This is a genomic window from Brevundimonas sp. UBA6550 (assembly GCF_002434505.1).
GTDB lineage: Bacteria > Pseudomonadota > Alphaproteobacteria > Caulobacterales > Caulobacteraceae > Brevundimonas.
Genome location: NZ_DJKE01000005.1, coordinates 318,620 through 334,627 on the forward strand (window position 1 = coordinate 318,620; position 16,008 = coordinate 334,627).

Annotated in this window: 19 protein-coding genes; 7 read left to right on the forward strand and 12 right to left on the reverse strand. The window is 69.0% G+C overall.

The features are described from left to right. The first annotated feature begins 47 nt into the window (after window positions 1-47). Entirely contained in the window at window positions 48-998 is a 951-nt protein-coding gene (locus B3Z70_RS05705) for an endonuclease/exonuclease/phosphatase family protein (protein ID WP_292044905.1), read from the forward strand. Here the strand turns inward: B3Z70_RS05705 and B3Z70_RS05710 are convergent. The 7 genes from B3Z70_RS05710 to B3Z70_RS05740 form a co-directional block, all read right to left on the reverse strand. Next, window positions 982-2,196: a CCA tRNA nucleotidyltransferase gene (locus tag B3Z70_RS05710; RefSeq protein ID WP_292044907.1), complete on the reverse strand. Its 1,215-nt coding sequence runs from the start codon at window positions 2,194-2,196 to the stop codon at window positions 982-984. The two genes, B3Z70_RS05705 and B3Z70_RS05710, sit on opposite strands and share 17 nt — an antisense overlap. After that, window positions 2,193-2,855: a CoA pyrophosphatase gene (locus B3Z70_RS05715; protein WP_292019997.1), complete on the reverse strand. Its 663-nt coding sequence runs from the start codon at window positions 2,853-2,855 to the stop codon at window positions 2,193-2,195. Before B3Z70_RS05715 ends, B3Z70_RS05710 begins: the two co-directional genes overlap by 4 nt. Then, window positions 2,852-3,403: a DUF1285 domain-containing protein gene (locus B3Z70_RS05720; RefSeq protein ID WP_292019999.1), complete on the reverse strand. Its 552-nt coding sequence runs from the start codon at window positions 3,401-3,403 to the stop codon at window positions 2,852-2,854. Before B3Z70_RS05720 ends, B3Z70_RS05715 begins: the two co-directional genes overlap by 4 nt. 70 nt (window positions 3,404-3,473) lie before the next feature. Further along, window positions 3,474-4,124: an OmpW/AlkL family protein gene (locus B3Z70_RS05725; RefSeq protein ID WP_292044928.1), complete on the reverse strand. Its 651-nt coding sequence runs from the start codon at window positions 4,122-4,124 to the stop codon at window positions 3,474-3,476. Window positions 4,125-4,253: 129 nt separating this feature from the next. Further along, on the reverse strand, window positions 4,254-4,757 hold the full coding sequence (locus B3Z70_RS05730) for a GNAT family N-acetyltransferase (protein WP_292024114.1): 504 nt from the start codon (window positions 4,755-4,757) through the stop codon (window positions 4,254-4,256). Between the two features lie 56 nt (window positions 4,758-4,813). Next, entirely contained in the window at window positions 4,814-5,587 is a 774-nt protein-coding gene (locus B3Z70_RS05735; RefSeq protein WP_292024113.1) for an enoyl-CoA hydratase-related protein, read from the reverse strand. Further along, entirely contained in the window at window positions 5,584-6,666 is a 1,083-nt protein-coding gene (locus B3Z70_RS05740; protein WP_292024112.1) for an MBL fold metallo-hydrolase, read from the reverse strand. Before B3Z70_RS05740 ends, B3Z70_RS05735 begins: the two co-directional genes overlap by 4 nt. 124 nt (window positions 6,667-6,790) lie before the next feature. Here B3Z70_RS05740 and B3Z70_RS05745 point away from each other — a divergent pair, with 124 nt between their 5' ends. From B3Z70_RS05745 to B3Z70_RS05760, 4 genes are all read left to right on the forward strand, one after another. Next, window positions 6,791-7,753 carry a hypothetical protein gene (locus tag B3Z70_RS05745; protein ID WP_292024111.1) on the forward strand — a complete coding sequence of 321 codons (963 nt, stop codon included), beginning with the start codon at window positions 6,791-6,793 and terminating at the stop codon, window positions 7,751-7,753. Window positions 7,754-7,858: 105 nt separating this feature from the next. Continuing rightward, complete coding sequence (gene xth, locus B3Z70_RS05750) at window positions 7,859-8,644, forward strand: exodeoxyribonuclease III (RefSeq protein WP_292024110.1); 786 nt, start codon at window positions 7,859-7,861, stop codon at window positions 8,642-8,644. 5 nt (window positions 8,645-8,649) lie between these two features. Further along, entirely contained in the window at window positions 8,650-9,165 is a 516-nt protein-coding gene (locus tag B3Z70_RS05755; RefSeq protein ID WP_292024109.1) for a hypothetical protein, read from the forward strand. 84 nt (window positions 9,166-9,249) lie between these two features. Beyond that, complete coding sequence (locus B3Z70_RS05760) at window positions 9,250-10,155, forward strand: cobalamin biosynthesis protein CbiG (protein ID WP_292024108.1); 906 nt, start codon at window positions 9,250-9,252, stop codon at window positions 10,153-10,155. 10 nt (window positions 10,156-10,165) lie between these two features. Here B3Z70_RS05760 and recN read toward each other — a convergent pair whose 3' ends face one another. The 4 genes from recN to B3Z70_RS05780 form a co-directional block, all read right to left on the reverse strand. Next, a complete protein-coding gene (recN, locus tag B3Z70_RS05765; RefSeq protein ID WP_292024107.1) occupies window positions 10,166-11,875 on the reverse strand; it encodes a DNA repair protein RecN in 1,710 nt (569 codons plus the stop codon). A gap of 62 nt (window positions 11,876-11,937) precedes the next feature. After that, complete coding sequence (locus B3Z70_RS05770) at window positions 11,938-12,228, reverse strand: BrnA antitoxin family protein (protein WP_292024106.1); 291 nt, start codon at window positions 12,226-12,228, stop codon at window positions 11,938-11,940. Then, window positions 12,191-12,475 (reverse strand): BrnT family toxin, encoded by a 285-nt coding sequence (locus B3Z70_RS05775; protein WP_292024105.1) that lies wholly within the window; start codon window positions 12,473-12,475, stop codon window positions 12,191-12,193. Before B3Z70_RS05775 ends, B3Z70_RS05770 begins: the two co-directional genes overlap by 38 nt. 38 nt (window positions 12,476-12,513) lie before the next feature. Continuing rightward, complete coding sequence (locus tag B3Z70_RS05780; RefSeq protein ID WP_292024115.1) at window positions 12,514-13,368, reverse strand: outer membrane protein assembly factor BamD; 855 nt, start codon at window positions 13,366-13,368, stop codon at window positions 12,514-12,516. Window positions 13,369-13,562: 194 nt separating this feature from the next. Here B3Z70_RS05780 and B3Z70_RS05785 point away from each other — a divergent pair, with 194 nt between their 5' ends. Together B3Z70_RS05785 and B3Z70_RS05790 are read left to right on the forward strand one after the other, a co-directional pair. Beyond that, entirely contained in the window at window positions 13,563-14,498 is a 936-nt protein-coding gene (locus B3Z70_RS05785; RefSeq protein WP_292024104.1) for a ribose-phosphate pyrophosphokinase, read from the forward strand. 83 nt (window positions 14,499-14,581) lie between these two features. Further along, window positions 14,582-15,718 (forward strand): hypothetical protein, encoded by a 1,137-nt coding sequence (locus B3Z70_RS05790; RefSeq protein WP_292024103.1) that lies wholly within the window; start codon window positions 14,582-14,584, stop codon window positions 15,716-15,718. 72 nt (window positions 15,719-15,790) lie between these two features. Here B3Z70_RS05790 and B3Z70_RS05795 read toward each other — a convergent pair whose 3' ends face one another. Then, the gene (locus B3Z70_RS05795) at window positions 15,791-16,000 is read right to left on the reverse strand and encodes a hypothetical protein (RefSeq protein ID WP_292024102.1); all 210 of its coding nucleotides are present in this window, start codon (window positions 15,998-16,000) and stop codon (window positions 15,791-15,793) included. Window positions 16,001-16,008 lie beyond the last annotated feature (8 nt).

Sequence of the window (16,008 nt, forward strand, 5' to 3'; positions counted from 1 at the left end):
AACGCGGGACGACGCGTCCTTGTTCAATCCGAAAGGTCGGTGCGCCGATGACCCTGTTCAAGTTGACGGCGAATGCACTGGCCGGCGTCGCCCTTGCGGGCCTGGCGGTATTCGGGATCGCGGCCTTGAGCGGCGTCGGCCATCGCTGGGTCGACATCCTGGCCCAGTTCACCGCCCCCGCCCTGCTGGCGGCCGTGGCGGCGACCGCCGTCTGTCTGTTGCTGCGCCTGTGGCCCGCCGCCGGCGTGGGCGCGGCGGCCTGTCTGGTGCTGATTATCGCGGTCTGGCCTCAGTGGACGCCGACGCGCGGGACGGCCGCGACGGACACGCCCATCGTGCGGCTGTATTCGGCCAATCTGTGGGTCTTCAACACCGACGTGGAGGCCATGCGACGCTCCATCGTCGCGGCCGACGCCGACATCCTGGTGCTGGTCGAGGTGGGCGAGGCCCCGGCGGACCGGCTGGACACGCTTCTGGCCGGCTATCCCCATCGCACCGCCGTGGGGCGGATGCGCGGGCCGGGCGACCATGCCCAGTCCATCGTCGCCTCGCGCTATCCGATCATCCAGCGCCTGCCCGACCGGCCGGACGGCCTCAGCGCGGCCGGCGCCGTGGTGAAGACGCCCATCGGGCCGATCAACGTCTTCGCCGTGCATCTGACCCGGCCCTGGCCCTATCAGTATCAGTGGGGCCAGATCACCCAGGTCATGGCCCTGACCGAGCGACGGCTGGCCGCGCCGGCCAATCCCGTCATCGCCGCCGGCGATTTCAACAGCGTCTCGACCGCGCGGATCGGCAAACAGATCCAGGCCGACATGAACCTGATCCCCGCGCCCGGCTGGCCCGGCACCTGGCCCAGCCAGGCCCCCGCCTTCGCCGGCATCACCATCGATCAGGTCTATCGCTCGCCCGACCTGGCCCTGATCACGCGCCGCCTGGGCCAGCCGACCGGCTCGGACCACCGGCCGGTCATCACCGAGTTCACCCGCGCCCGCTAGCCGCGGTCAACGCCTTCAGCCGCGCCTCGTGCCCGTCGGCGGGAAAGTCGTCGGCGATCCAGCCGTCCTCGAACGCCTTCAACAGCCGCCCCGTCTCCGGTCCCGGCGTAACGCCCAGCCGCGCCAGGTCACGCCCGGTCACCGGCGGCTTCGGCGGCGTCCAGTCCGCCGCCAGCGCCCTCAAGGCCGCGCCGTCGCCGCCCCCCGCCGCTTCCGCCCGCGCCAGCCGATCCTGAAAGGCGCCGCGCCCCAGCCGATAGAGGGCTGCCCGCGCCTGGACCGCCCCCATGTCCGGCGCGACCACGGGACCGTCCGCCACCGCCGCCGTCAACCGATCCCGCTGCGCGTTCGACAGGCGCAACGCCCCCGCCACGCCCGCGACCGCCGCCGCCTCGGCCGGCAGCAGCGCCGACAGCCGCAGGACCGGATCGGGCGTCAGATCGCAGATGGCCTGAAACAGCGTCAGCGGCTGGACCTGCGGCAGCACCCGATCCAGCACCCCCGCCTCGGCCATCGCCTGCACCGCCGATCGCGGATCGGGTGCGGCCAGCAGCTTCAGCAGTTCCTTGGACACCCGCTCGGCCGACAGCCGATCCATGCCGGCCTTCAGCGCCGCGCAGGCCGCCAGCCCGGCGGCGTCGGGCGCACCCCGCCCGTACCAGGCGTAAAACCGGAAAAAGCGCAGGATACGCAGATAGTCCTCGCGGATGCGCGTCTGGGCCTCACCGACGAAGACGATCCGCCCCGCCGCCGCATCGGCCAGCCCTCCCCCGGTCGGATCGAACACCTGGCCCGCCGCATCCGCATAAAGGGCGTTCAGGCGGAAATCGCGCCGCGCCGCATCCTGGGCCCAATCCTGGGTGAAGGCGACCACGGCGCGGCGACCGTCGGTCTCCACATCCCGGCGCAGGGTGGTGATCTCATAGGGTCGGCGTTCCGAAACCCCCGTCACCGTGCCGTGCTCCACCCCGGTCGGCACGGCCTTCAGCCCGGCGGCCTTCAGCGCCGCCATCGTCTGGTCGGGCGTCAGTCGGGTGGCGATGTCGATGTCGTCCACGGGCTGGTCCAGCAGGCTGTTTCTGACGCAGCCGCCGACGAACCGCGCGCAGCCGGTCCCGCCCGCCGTCTCCAGCGCCGTCATCACCGCGCGGGTCGCCGACGCCTCCAGCCACGGCTGGCCGCGCATCGACACGCTCACGCCGCGTCCTCGTCGGCGGCGGCGACCGGATGGGTCTCGTCGCCGTACAGCCGCGCGTGCAGACCTTTCAGAATGCCCGCCGTCACGCCCCAGATGTAGCGTTCGCCCCATGGCATGGCCCAGAACCAGCGCCGCAGCCCCTCGTCCAGATCATAGAAGTCGCGCCGGTGGTTGGCCGCATCCATCAGGAAATCCCACGGCGTCTCGAACACCTCCGCCACCTCGTCCGGCGACGGCGTGACGGCCGGGGCCGCGTCCAGCCAGCCGATCACCGGCGTCACCAGAAATCCGGTGCCGGTCTCGTAGGCGTCGGACAGCCCCAGCACCTGAACGGCGGAGGGCTTCAAGGCCACCTCCTCGTCCGCCTCGCGCAGGGCCGCCTGAACCGCGTTTTCGCCAGGGTCCAGCCGCCCGCCGGGAAAGGCGATCTGGCCCGTGTGCCGCGCCAGGGTGTCCGCCCGGCGCGTCAGAAGCACCGTCGCCCCCTCGGGCCGCGCGACCACGGGGATCAGCACCGCCGCCGGCCGCAGCTCCCCCGCCGCCCGCGCGCTGCCGGGGTTCAGGTCATAGTCGGATCGGTCGGGCTTCACCCCCGGCCGCCAGCTGTCGACCGGCGCCAGCCTCTGGCTCAGACGCGCCTTCAGCGTATCCAGGCTCATGCCACGGCTCCCAGCGAAAAGGCCTGACCGCCCGAGCGCACGATCAGCCGCCCGTCCACCTCCTCGGCCAGTTCCACCAGTTCGTAGAAGACCGGCCGCGCGATCCGCGCCCACAGATCGCGGCGCACATGGATGCGGGGCGCCGGCTCGCCCGTCACCGGATCGGTCTCGACCACGATGGCGTCGTCGGGACCGGCCCGCACCTCGTCGCCGACATCGGTCGTGAAAATCAGGTCGTCGCCTTCGCGCCCCAGCGCCACGGCGCGGAACGGCAAGTCCTCGACCCGGATCTTCATCTTCTCGACCGGCGTGACCAGGTGATAGCCGTCGGGGTCCTTGCGCAGGACGGTGGAAAACAGCCGCACCAGCTCCTTGCGGCCGATGGGCGATCCCTCGTGCATCCACACGCCGTCGCGCCGGATGACGATGTCGATCTCGCCGCAATGCCGGGGGTTCCACAGATGAACCGGCGGGACGCCGCGTCCCGGAGCCTGTTTCGCCGCTTGCGCCAGGGCGTTCAGCCCGGTCTTTGATGCCTCGTCCGCCATTCGCAAGACTTAGGCGCGCCGGATCGGTTCGTCACCTGTCCAGCGCGCCAGCGGTCCTTTAGGTCACGGATCAGAACTTGCGGCCAAAGCCCACGGACACGACCCAGGGGTCCAGGTTCACGTCGCTTTTCAGCGCGCCGTCGTTGATGTCGGCGTCGGTGTTGAACCAGACCTTCTTGACGTCGACGTTCAGGCTCCACGGCCCTTTGACGCCGATGTCGGCGCCTGCCTGCAGGGCGTAGCCGAAGCCGTCGTCCAGCTTGACCTTGAAGTTGTTCTTATCCTTGCCGTCGAAGAAGACCATGTAGTTCACGCCGGCCCCGACATAGGGGCTGAATCGGCCTTCGGTCAGCGGGCGGTATTGCAGCGTCACCACCGGCGGCAGGACCCAGGTTTCGTGAACCGCGACGTCCGTCACGCCGCCCTGGGCGCGAATCTCATGCTGGGTGGCGCCCAGAATGGCCTCGATGGCCAGATGATCGGTCAGGAAATAGGTGAAGCCCAGCGTCGGCATGACGCTGTCGCCCACATCGACGTGCAGGCCGCTGTCGGCGCCGGCGGCGGTGGTGATGGCGTCGTCGGCCTGAGAGAAGACATCGGTCACGCGACCGTTGACGATCCAGTCGCCGGCGCGCGGCGTGCTCCAGGCGTCCGCGCTCGACCCGGCGGCGCTCTGGGCCAGGACCGGCGTGCCGACGGCGGCCGCGGCGACGGCGGCCAGGAGGGCGAATCTGTAGGTTTTCGCTTCGGTTATCCCCGACGTCCAGGCCGCCTGATGCGGCCGCTCTTCGGCGTCAGGGGCGTGATGCGCGCGGTCGGCGGGGCGCGCCTTGATCCAGCGCAAAAAGCCCTATCGCGCGATGGCGACGACGCCGGATACGGTCGGGACGCCTGTCGCCAGCCACAGGATGCGTCGACGATCCACCGGCCCAGGCAGCACCACCTCCGGCGCGGGAATGAAGCCGAACCGCTCGAAATAGGCCCGGTCCCCCACCAGCAGCACCCCGCCCACCTGCCCGGCCAAGGTCCGCGCATGATCCAGACAGGCCGCGACCAGTTCGGCGCCCAGACCGTCGCTGCGGCGCCCAGCGTCCACCGCGATCGGCCCAAGGAACAGGGCCGGCGTCGGCCCGACCGTGACGGGCCACAGGCGCACCGAGCCGATCACCCGCCCCTCATGATGGGCCACGAAGCCGGCGGACGGCGTGGAGCCTTCGCGCAGACGCTCGGCCGTCTTGGCGAACCGCCCTGGCCCGAAGGCGGCCATGACCAGCCCCTCCACGCCTTCGGCGTCGGCCGGGGTTTCGGCTTGGATACGGTTGACGGCCGGGGGCGTGGCGAGGGCGTGCGACATTGGCGCGCGCACCTAGAAGCAAAGCTGCGCCAAATCAAGGCGCAGTCTTGTGACGGTCAGCCGACCTTGGAGAAGTCCGGCGCCCGCTTCTGGGTGAAGGCCATGAAGGCCTCCATCGCCTCGGGGCTCTTCATCTGCGACACGAAGGCTTCGCCCTCGCGCTGCATCAGGCCCCACAGCGCCTCGGCGTCGCGCATCAGCCGCTTGGTCTTGCGGATGGAGTTGGGCGCCCTTGCGGCGACCTGCGCGGCCAGGGCCGCCGCCGTCGCATCGACCTGATCGGCCGGAACCGCCCGATTGGCCATGCCCCAGGCCAGGGCCGTGCGCCCGTCCACAGCCTCTCCGAACGCCAACATCTCGAAGGCGCGCTGATGGCCGATCACCGCCGGCAGCAACAGGCTGGACGCCGCCTCGGGCGCGATGGCCAGATTGACGAAGGGCACGGACAACAGGGCGTCCTCGGCCAGGACCACCAGATCGCAGTTCAGCAGCATGGTCATGCCCACGCCCACGGCCCGGCCCCTGGCGGCGGCCACGGCCGGCTTGTCCAGATCGGCCAGCGACTTCAGGAACCGGAACACCGGCAGGTCGGACGGCGTCTGGGTTTGCGAGCCCAGGCTGATGAAATCCTGAATATCGTTCCCGGCGCAGAAACTGTCGCCTTCCGCCCGGAACAGCAGCACCCGCACCGCATCGTCGGTCCGGGCCCGTTCGGCAGCCTCGGCCAGGCCCGTGTACATGGCCTGGGTCAGGGCGTTCTTCTTGTCGGGTCGGTTCAGCGTCACGGTCAGGACGCCATCGGCCAGTTCTGTGCGGATATGTTCGCTCACGTCGTTTCCTCGTCCTGTTCGACGGCGGTCCACCAGTCGACGCCGTTCTCGTCGCGCGTCCGTCGGGCGCGGCCGCGCTTTTCCAGATAGTTCAGATGCGCCTGGGCCTCGCCGGTCGCCATGCCCAGAACACCGTCTCCGACCGCCCGACCGAACACGGCCGGGAAACCGTCGATCACCCTAGACGGTTGACGCAACGTCCGCTCAAGCCGTTTCAGCGCCGTCTCGTGCCCGCGCTTCAGCGCGTCCAGCCGCAGATGAACGCCATAAAAGGGCTCGCCGTGCGCCGGCAGGATCAGCCCGCCCTCGGGCGTCAACCCACGCAGCCTGTCCAGCGACGCCATCCAGTCGCCCAGCGGGTCCGCCATCGGTTCGGTCGGCCAGACGGAAACGTTCGACGATATGCGCGGCAGGATCTGATCCCCGGCCAGGAAGACGTCGTCCGGCCGCCGCCACAGGCAGACATGTTCGGGACTGTGGCCCGAGCCGATCACCACGGTCCAGTCGTCGTCGCCGATCCTGACCGTATCGCCCTCGGACAGCCGATGATAACTGCGCGGCATCGGCGCGACGCCCTTGGCGAACCCGCCATAGTCCGCCCGCCATTTTTCGATCTGATCTTCCGTCCAGCCGGCGGCGCGGAAGAACCGCGCGCCGTCCTCGGGCGCATCGCCGGCCTGCTCGGTCATCAGCATCCGGGCCGTCACATATTCCAGCTGCGACATCCACAGCAGCGCGCCCGACCGCTCGCACAGCCAGCCGGCCAGACCGATATGGTCGGGGTGCATATGGGTGCAGATCAGCCGCGTGATCGGCCGTCCCTCCAGCGGCCCCGCCAGCGCCGCCTCCCACGCCGTGATGGCGTCGGGCGTCCGCAGGCCCGTGTCGATCACCACCCAGCCCTCGCCGTCCCGCAGCGCATAGACGTTCACATGATCCAGTTGAAACGGCAGGGCGAACCGCAGCCACAGCACGCCGCGCGCGACCTCCACCGCCTCTCCCGGCGCGGGCGCGCCGTCGAACGGATAGGTCAGCCCCCGCGCATCTCTCGCCACAGTCGCAGCCCCATCGTCCGCCAAGTCCGTCTCCTATCGCAACGCGCCGAGTTGTAGTCTGGCGCGGCCGGTCGCGTCCACCCGCCTTGACCCGGACCCAATAGCCGGTCACGAAGTCTGCCAGTTTTCAGAACTCAGGTGTTTCCCGATGAAATCCCGTCTTCTCGCCGCCGTCGCGGCGCTTCTGTTCAGCGCGGCGGTCGCTGCGCCCGCCCTGGCGCAAGACGCCGGAACCCCTTCAACTGATCCGGACAGCGCCGCGCGAGCCCCTGCTCAAGCCGTGACGCCTTCGCGCATCAGAGGGCGAAACAACGAACCCCGCCGCGAGCGGGCGCCGGCCGCCCCGACGGCGGAGCAAATCCTGGCCGCCGCTCAGGAACAGATGGCCCTGACCACGACGGGCTGTCAGGTCAGCGAAGCCAAGCTGCTGGGCAAGACCGCGACGGGCACTACCGTCTATGAAGTCGCTTGCGGCGCCGCGCCCGGCTATATGCTGGAAACCAAGACGCCGCCCGAGGCTTCCAGCTGCCTCATCCTGGCCCACACCGCCGAGCAGCGCCGCGCCGCCGATCCGGCGGCCGACGTCGGCCCCCAATGCACCATCGCCGCCAACACCGACACGCAGAAATTCCTGCGCGACTACGCCAAACAGGCGAGCGTTCCCTGCACCGTCGATCAGGCCAAGATTCTGGGCCAGTCGGGCGACGGCGCGATCGTCTATGAAATCGGCTGTTCGGACGCCGCCGGCTACTGGATCAAGCAGGAAGCCGGCGCCTGGACCAAGACCCCGTGCATCCAGGTCCTGGCTGAAAACGGAAAGTGCGACTTCACCACCACCGCCGAGAACGCCGGCTATGTGAAGACGCTGCTGGCCGGTTCCGCCGCCGCGCCCTGCAACGTCACAGAGGCCCGGCTGATGGGCCGCAACGCCAACGGCGTCTTCTATGAAGCCAAGTGCGACGGCGCCGACGGCGTCATCGCCCGTGTGAACGCCGAAAACGTGGTGCAGCAGATCTACCCCTGCGCCACCGCCCAGCAGATCGGCGGCGGCTGTAAGCTGACGACGGCCCCGGCCGCTGCGGCGCCCGCCCCCGCCGGCGGCCGCCCGTAAGCGACGGTTCGATAAGGACAGGAAAGGCCGCCGGGCGATCCGGCGGCCTTTTTCTTTTGAACGACGGTCTTTTCGGATCGCGAGACGCAGCCTAAGCCTTGGCCCATGCGCATCGCCACCTGGAACGTGAACTCCGTCAACGCCCGCCTGCCCACCGTGCTGGCGTGGCTGGAGCAGGCCGCCCCCGACGTCGCCTGTTTCCAGGAGATCAAATGCGTGGACGAGAAGTTCCCTCGCGAAGCCTTCGAGAGCCTGGGCTACAATGTCGAAACCCACGGCCAGAAGAGCTACAACGGCGTCGCCCTGCTGTCGAAATATCCGCTGTCCGATATCCGGCGGGGCCTCCCGGGCGACGAGGCCGACGAACAGGCCCGCTACATCGAGGCCCTGATCGAGGCGCCGCGCCCGATCCGCGTCGGCGCGATCTATCTGCCCAACGGCAATCCCATCGGGACCGAGAAGTTCGCCTACAAGCTGGCTTGGTTCGACCGGCTGAACCGCCATGCGCAGGACCTGCTGACGTTGGAGGAGCCGCTGGCCCTCTGCGGCGATTACAACGTGATCCCCGAGGCCGAGGACGCCAAGACCCCCGCCGCCTGGACCGACGACGCCCTGTTCCAGCCCCAGAGCCGTCAGGCCTTCCGCGCGCTTAAGAACCTGGGCCTGGCCGACGCGCACGAGATCGGCGGCGAGCCGGCCGGAACCTTCACCTTCTGGGACTATCAGGCCGGCGCCTGGCAGCGCGATCACGGCATCCGCATCGACTTCGCCCTGCTGTCGCCCCAGGCCGCCGACCGCTTCCGGGGCGTCGAGACCCACCGCGACGCCCGCGACATGGAAAAGCCCAGCGACCACGTGCCTGTCGTGGTCGAACTGGATCTGGAGGCCTGACGCCGATGGCCGACGCCTTGCGGGTGGGTCTGCTGATCGCCCTGGCGGCGGCCCTGCTGACGACCCTGGCCCTGGCGCTGTCGTGGTGGATGGAGCCGCCGCGCCGCCTGCGCCGCGCCATGCTCAAGGCCCTGGGCGCCACGCCCGAGGTTGAGGCCCTGTCGCCGGGCGAGGGGCGCGCCTGCGCCCTGAACTTCGACGTCGAACAGGTGGTGGTGCTGTGGGCCAACGGCGCCCATGGCCTGGCCTACGCCTTCGACGAGGTCGAGGGCGGCGAGATCATCGTCGATGGCCATGTCGTGGCCCGCGTCCGACGCGGCGAGGCGCGCAAGTCGCTGGACGTCCTGGCGCCCGACGCCGAACAGGTGGTGCTGCGCCTGATGTTCGCCGACGCGCGCCATCCCGAGTTCGAACTGGCGCTATGGGACGCCGCCCTGCCCGTCCAGACCGGCTCGCCGGGCGAGGCCCTGCGGCTGGGCCGGCGCTGGCTGTCGCACATGGAGGCCCTGCTGAAGGGCTGATCCGCGACAGGGCCTTTCGGTCGCCGCGATGGGGCGGTAGAAGCCCCGCTCATTCCTACCGACGCCTTTATCAAGGAGGCCGCCTTGGCCCGCCTTTTCGACGCCTATGTCGTCGCCGACTGGACCGCCGCCGAAACCAGGAAGCTGGGCGACACCTCGCTGTGGATCGGCGTGGCCAAGCGCGACGTGCGTTTCCGCCTCTATACCGAGACCCACAACGTCGCCACGCGCGCCGAGGGCGAGGCCCTGCTGGCCTCCATCCTGGCCGACCACCGGAAGCGCGGCGACCGCGTTCTGGTCGGGCTGGACTTCAACTTCGGCTATCCCGCCGGCACGGCCGCGCGGCTGAAGCTGGACGGGACGCCTTGGCAAGCGATGTGGAAATTCATCGCCGCCAACATCGTGGACAAGGCCGACAACACCAACAACCGCTATCAGGTGGCGGCCAAGATGAACCGGCTGATGACCGACGAGGCCTGGCCCTTCTGGGGCGCGCCGGCCAAACAGGCGCAGCGCTGGCTGACCACGACCAAGCCGCCGGTTGGCGCCGGCGCCGACATCCCCGAGTTCCGCGCCACCGAGGACGCGGTTCGCAAGGGACGGCTTCAGCCCAAGAGCGTCTGGCAGATGCATGGCGCGGGCGCCGTGGGCGGCCAGACCCTGGTCGGCATTCCCGCCGTGCGCCGCCTGTTGGAAAGCCTGGGGCCGTCCGGCGCCGTCTGGCCGTTCGGCACCGGCTGGCGGGAACTGACGCCCGACGACGTCGAGCCGCTGTCCGCCCTGGTCGTGGAGGTCTGGCCCTCAATGTTCGCCGCCACGCTGGAACCGGGCGAGTTCAAGGATCAGGCCCAGGTGCGCACCACCGCCGAGGCCCTGGCCCGCATGGACGACGCCGGCGACCTGGCCAGGGCCTTCGGCCCGCCCAAGACCGCCGCCCCAGACCTGATCGCCCAGGTCGAACAGGAAGAGGGCTGGATTCTCGGCGCCTGAGGGCCGCCCTCTATCCGATCAGCGCCCCCGCCGCCGCCCGGGCTTCGTCGGTGATGGCGGCGCCCGACAGCATCCGGGCGATCTCTTCGCGGCGATGATGGTCGTCCAGGGCGACGACCGTTGTTGTGGTCATGACGCCGGTTTCGGAGGCCGCATCGGCCTTCTTGACCTTCCAGTGGGCATGACCGCGCGCCGCGACCTGGGGGCTGTGGGTCACGACCAGCACCTGGGCGCCGGTCGACAGCCGTTTCAGGCGCGATCCGACGGCCTCCGCCACCGCGCCGCCCACGCCCTGATCCACCTCGTCGAAGATCATGACCGGCTGGCGAACGTCTTCGCGGCTGGCCAGGGCCGCCTTCATGGCCAGGGCGAACCGCGCCAGTTCGCCCCCGGACGCGATGGCGTCCAGCGGGCCGAAGTCGGTTCCGGCGTTGGTGGCGATCTGGAACCGCACGGTCTCCAGCCCCTCCGGCCCGCGTCGTCCCTCGATCCGCTCCAGCGCCACGCGGAACCGCGCCCGCTCCAGCTTCAGCGGCGCCAGTTCGCCCATGACGGCGGCGGTCAGCCGATCGGCCGCCGCCTCGCGCGCCGAGGTCAGGAACTCGGCCGCCAGATCATAGGCTTCGGCCGCCTGCGCCGCCTCGCGGCCGGCGTTGGTCAGCGCCTCTTCGCCGTCCTCGATCAGCCGAAGTTGCTCGCGCAACCGGATGCGCAGCGTCGGCAGGGCGTCGACGCTGGTGTTCAGCTTTCGCGCCGCCGCGCGCAGGGCGAACAGCCGTTCCTCCGCCTTGTCCAGCCGACCGGGTTCGTAGTCGAAGGCGTCGGCGGCGGCGTCCACGGCCGCGATGGCCTCGGCCGCCTCGACCATGGTGCGGTCGATGGCCTCCACGGCGGCGGACAGTTTCAGAATGACCGGATGATCGCCCTCGGCCCCCGACTGCCCGGCCCGCTGGCGCGCGTGTTCGACGGCGCGAAGGGCCGAGCCCAGCTTCTGGCTCAGCTTGTCGCCGCCCAACTGGGTGCGGGCGTCGGCCAGATCGGCGATGGCCTTTTCCGCCGCGCCCAGCAGGGCGCGTTCTCCGGCCAGTTCGGTCTCCTCGTCGGCGCGCGGATCAAGCGCGTCCAGTTCCGACAGGTTCAGGCTGATCTCTTCCTGACGCGCGGCGGCGTCGGCGGCCTGGGCCTTCAACTCGGCCAGCTTGGCTTCGGCCGCCTTCAGCTTGATCGAGGCGGCGGCCACCGCCGACAACTGCGGCTGAAGCCCGCCATAGGCGTCCAGCGCCCCGCGATGGGTGCGCCAGTCCAGCAGGCCCACGGTCTCATGCTGGCCATGCACCTCGACCAGGGCGGCGCCGATCTCGCGCAGGGCCGTCACCCCGGCCGGCTGATCGTTGACATAGGCCCGGCTGCGGCCGTCCGCGCCCAGCACCCGGCGCAGGATCAGATCCTCGCCCGGCTGAACATCGAATCCCTTGTCGGCGATCAGGGCCAGAAGGTCGGGATCGTCGGGCGCGGAGAACACCGCCGTCGCCACCGCCTGTTTGGCGCCGTGCCGCACCAGTCCGGCATCGCCCCGCCCGCCCAGCGCCAGGCCCAGGGCGTCCAGAATGATCGACTTGCCCGCCCCCGTCTCGCCGGTCAGCACGGTCAAGCCGCTCTCGACCTCCAGATCGAGCACGTCCACCAGGACGACGTCGCGAATGGACAGGGCGGTCAGCATGGGCGCACGCGATTCGACATCGGCGCTATCCTAACGCGCCTGCTCAGAGAACAAATCAGGAATTACAGCCCCGATGCGCGACGAAGCGCGGCGTTGATGCCCGATTGCCATCCGGGCCCCTGCGCGCGCCAGTGTTCGATCACGTCGGCATCGATTCGAAGGGTGACCTGCGTCTTGGGGCTTTCCGACCTTGGTCTGCCGGGTGAGCGCTTGAACTGATCGATGACGTCGTGGGGCAGAACCTCCCGCGCGGGCCGAAGTTTGGCCGCGCGCTCCGCAGTCAGCTCCGGCGCATCATCGTCGTCGAGAAAAGGTTCAGTCGGCGCTTCCGATACGCCTTTGGTCTTCGACATATCTCTGCTCCCGGTCATTGGCCTTTCGCAGGCTTATCGCCCGCACGTTTCCGCCTCGAAGAGTGAACGCCAAAACGTGCAGCCGCTCGTCCAGTTCGCCATAGGCGATCCATCGGGGCTCCCCGTAATCGAAGCGATCATCCACCTCGACCAAGGCTTCATCCATCTGCATATCGCCTGCCCGCGAAAGGGAGACTCCATGCTTGGCGATATTGGCGGCGTCCTTGTCGGGGTCGAAGACGATCATTTATGTAGCTACATAAACCCTGATCGTCAAGATCGACCTCAGCCCGGGATGAGGCGCTTCAGCCAGCTTTCGCGCTTGGCCTCGGGGGCCTTTTCGGGCGTCTGGCCGTTTTCGGTCAGCAGGGCGTAGGCTTCCGAATACCAAGGGCTGCCGGGATAGTTGTAGCCCAGGACCGCGCCGTTGCGGGTCGCCTCTTCCTTCAGGCCCAGCTGCAGGTTCACCTCGACCAGACGATAAAGGGCCTCGGGCGTGTGCGAGGTGCGTTGATAATCGGGGTTGGCGATCACCGCCTTGTAGCGGTTCAGGGCCGCCAGCGGCTGGTTGGCGCGCTGATAGTAGCGGCCGATGTTCATTTCCTTGCCGGCCAGTTGGTCGTTGACCATGTCGATCTTGACCGCGGCGTCCGAGGCGTAGGGCGTGCCGGGATAACGCCGCGCCACATCCTTCAGACCCGCCAGGGCGGCGGTGGCGTAGCCCTGGTCGCGGCCGACGTCGGTGATCTGTTCGAAGTTGCAGACCGCCTTCATGTAAAAGGCGTAGGCCGCCGACGGATTGCCGGGGAACAGCTGGATGAACCGGTCCGCCGCCGCGATGGCGTCGGCGTAGTTGTTGTTCTGGTAGTAGGCGTAGATCTGCATCAGGATCGAGCGACGCGCCCAGTCCGAATAGGGGTGCTGGCGTTCGACTTCCTGGAAATAGTCCACCGCGTCGGACCAGCGCCGCTGCTGCAGGCGGTCATAGCCGGTGTTGTAGAGCGCCTCGACGGGACGCTCCTCATAGGCCAGCTTGGGACGCTTTGCGCCCGAGCAGCCTGAAATCGTCACGGCGGCGAGCGCCGCGGCCATCAGCACCATGCCGGAACGGAACTTAGAAGCGGACAAGGACGACCCCATGACGTGTGAAGACAACGGTCATAGGACCGCTTCCCCCGGAAACCAAGGCGGCGATCTCTAGCACCCGCGACCGAGCCGCGCCATGCCGAGGAAATCTCCGCATGTGACTTGCCCTGCCCGGCACCGCTGGTAAAGAGCGCGCCAACCGACCGCCGTTCATGGGGGGCGGATGACGGCGAAAGGATGACCGGCCGATGAAGCTGCTCTCTGGCAACTCCAACCGCGCACTGTCCCAGGCGATCGCCGACCACCTGGATGCGCCGCTGACCAAGGCCCAGGTCAAGCGGTTCGCCGACAACGAGGTCTTCGCCGTCATCGAGGAGAATGTGCGGGGCGAGGATGTCTTCATCCTGCAATCCACCTCCTACCCGGCCAACGACAATCTGATGGAACTGCTGATCATCACCGACGCCCTGGTGCGGGCCTCGGCGAAGCGGATCACGGCCGTCATGCCCTATTTCGGCTATGCCCGTCAGGACCGGAAGACCGGCGGCCGCACCCCGATCTCGGCCAAGCTGGTGGCCAATCTGATCACCCGCGCCGGCGCCGATCGGGTTCTGACCATGGACCTGCACGCGGGCCAGATTCAGGGCTTCTTCGACATTCCGACCGACAATCTGGTCGCCACCCCGGTCCTGGCCCAGGACATCAAGGACCACTATCCGCGCGGCGACGACCTGATGATCGTCTCGCCCGACGTCGGCGGCGTGGTGCGCGCCCGGTCGCTGGCCAGCCGCCTGAACGCCGACCTCGCCATCGTCGACAAGCGCCGGGCCAGGGCGGGCGAGAGCGAAGTCATGAACATCATCGGCGATGTCGAAGGCCGCCGATGCATCCTGTTCGACGACATCGTCGATTCGGGCGGCACCCTGGTCAACGCCGCCAAGGCCCTGATCGACCAGGGCGCGACCGAGGTCTCGGCCTATATCAGCCACGGCGTCCTGTCCGGCCCCGCCGTCCAGCGCATCACCGACGGCCCGCTGAAGGAACTGGTGATCACGGACTCCATCGAGCAACCCCACGAAGTTTTGAACTGCTCGAAAATCCGAACGGTTTCCGTGGCTCCGCTGATCGGAGAGGCTATCCGACGGATCGCCAACGAGGAATCGGTCTCCAAGCTGTTCGATTAACCCTCGGGTAACCATAAGGAACGCCTTATAAGCGCCCATAGTGTTGGCGCTTTTGCGCGCGTGATCGCCTTGAGGATGTTCCAATGAAATCGGCCCCCCTGCGCCGCGGCGTCTCCGCCGTCGCCCTCGTCGCCGCCATGATACTCGCCAGCTGCGAGAGCGGACCCTCCAAGGCCGAGCTTGAGGCTCAACGCCTCGCGGCCGAACTGGCCGCCCGCCAGCCCCCGCCCATCTCGCTGAACCAGGGGGTGGCCGAGGCCGCCTCCATCTACGTCGCCTTCCTGCGCGAGGCCCGGACCATCCAGCCCGGCGGCTTCCCCGACCCGGAATCGATCCAGGCGGCGATCCGCAAGGGCGCCTCCTACGACGCCGAACAACTGTCTCGCGGCCTGATCGCCTATGGCGCCATCATCGCCATGCAGTCGCCGGAGTTCGTCGCCGGGGTGCGTCAGTACGCCATCGACCCGACCCAGCGTCAGCAGATGGTGGCCCAGATCGTCGCCGATCCGGCCTACGCCGCCACCCTGCCCGGCGCCGACGCCGCCGCCGGCCTGATCGCCAGCACCATCGGCAAGGATTCGGTCGCCATGCGCGCCATCGCCGAGGGCATCGAACAGGACGCCTATACGATCCAGGGCCGCAGCGATCCGCGCCGCCGATGGGCGATCACGCCCATCGCCAACCGCGAGGTCCGGCTGGAGGGGGCCAAACATCTGTCAGAGGTCAACATGCTGCCGTCGGCCGAGGAATCGGCCCAGCTGTTCGCCGCCGGCAACAGCGGAACGGGCCTGGCGCTGGAAGCGTCGCGCAAGGGTCCCCCCTACACCCCCGCCGTCGTGCGTTCGCTGGCCATCGCCGCCCTGGGCGCCCTGGGCGCCGGTGGAGACGAGGCGCGGGTCAACACCGAGGCCCTGACGCGGGAACCCAACAGCGAGTTCTGCCTGAACATGTCCAAGCTGATGCTGTTCCAGTGCCTGGCCGCCTCGCGCCCCAGCTATGAGGACATCTTCTGCCTGGGCCGTCACGTGACGCGCGACCTGGCCACCTGCACCACCGAGGCGACGCAGATCACCACCATCATCGTCGGCGATCCGCAGGAAACCGGCGCCCCGGCCCGCACGCCCGTCGCCGCCGCTGCGCCGGCCCAGACATCGGCCCCGGCCGCGACCCCGGCCGTCGCCACCACCCAATCGCTGAACACCGGCCCGACCACCCGCTAAGATCGCCTGATCCAGAACGACGAAAGGCCCGCCCCGAGCGATCGGAGCGGGCCTTTCTTCATGCGCGACGACCTATTCGTAGCCGTGCGCCGCCTCGTTGATGACCTGCGAGGGCATGGACGAGAAGTCCACGGCGACCGGCGTCGCGGTTTTGGACTGATAGGTCCGCAGCACGTGGGTCAGGCGACGACGCACTTCGCGCTCGGCCTCCGTGCCGGCGTCCAGCGCCAGGGGCGCCAGGCAGAAGTCTATGATGGCTTCCGTTCGGGTCAGCGGTTCCATGGGTGCGG

What these genes read in the sequence shown, in the direction of transcription:
- xth (WP_292024110.1), top strand. Translation starts at nt 7,859, where the DNA reads ATGCGCATCGCCACCTGGAACGTGAACTCCGTCAACGCCCGCCTGCCC.
- B3Z70_RS05745 (WP_292024111.1), top strand. Translation starts at nt 6,791, where the DNA reads ATGAAATCCCGTCTTCTCGCCGCCGTCGCGGCGCTTCTGTTCAGCGCG.
- B3Z70_RS05705 (WP_292044905.1), top strand. Translation starts at nt 48, where the DNA reads ATGACCCTGTTCAAGTTGACGGCGAATGCACTGGCCGGCGTCGCCCTT.
- B3Z70_RS05785 (WP_292024104.1), top strand. Translation starts at nt 13,563, where the DNA reads ATGAAGCTGCTCTCTGGCAACTCCAACCGCGCACTGTCCCAGGCGATC.
- B3Z70_RS05715 (WP_292019997.1), bottom strand. Translation starts at nt 2,855, where the DNA reads ATGAGCCTGGATACGCTGAAGGCGCGTCTGAGCCAGAGGCTGGCGCCG.
- B3Z70_RS05775 (WP_292024105.1), bottom strand. Translation starts at nt 12,475, where the DNA reads ATGATCGTCTTCGACCCCGACAAGGACGCCGCCAATATCGCCAAGCAT.
- B3Z70_RS05795 (WP_292024102.1), bottom strand. Translation starts at nt 16,000, where the DNA reads ATGGAACCGCTGACCCGAACGGAAGCCATCATAGACTTCTGCCTGGCG.
- recN (WP_292024107.1), bottom strand. Translation starts at nt 11,875, where the DNA reads ATGCTGACCGCCCTGTCCATTCGCGACGTCGTCCTGGTGGACGTGCTC.
- B3Z70_RS05790 (WP_292024103.1), top strand. Translation starts at nt 14,582, where the DNA reads ATGAAATCGGCCCCCCTGCGCCGCGGCGTCTCCGCCGTCGCCCTCGTC.
- B3Z70_RS05730 (WP_292024114.1), bottom strand. Translation starts at nt 4,757, where the DNA reads ATGTCGCACGCCCTCGCCACGCCCCCGGCCGTCAACCGTATCCAAGCC.
- B3Z70_RS05780 (WP_292024115.1), bottom strand. Translation starts at nt 13,368, where the DNA reads ATGGGGTCGTCCTTGTCCGCTTCTAAGTTCCGTTCCGGCATGGTGCTG.
- B3Z70_RS05755 (WP_292024109.1), top strand. Translation starts at nt 8,650, where the DNA reads ATGGCCGACGCCTTGCGGGTGGGTCTGCTGATCGCCCTGGCGGCGGCC.
- B3Z70_RS05720 (WP_292019999.1), bottom strand. Translation starts at nt 3,403, where the DNA reads ATGGCGGACGAGGCATCAAAGACCGGGCTGAACGCCCTGGCGCAAGCG.
- B3Z70_RS05770 (WP_292024106.1), bottom strand. Translation starts at nt 12,228, where the DNA reads ATGTCGAAGACCAAAGGCGTATCGGAAGCGCCGACTGAACCTTTTCTC.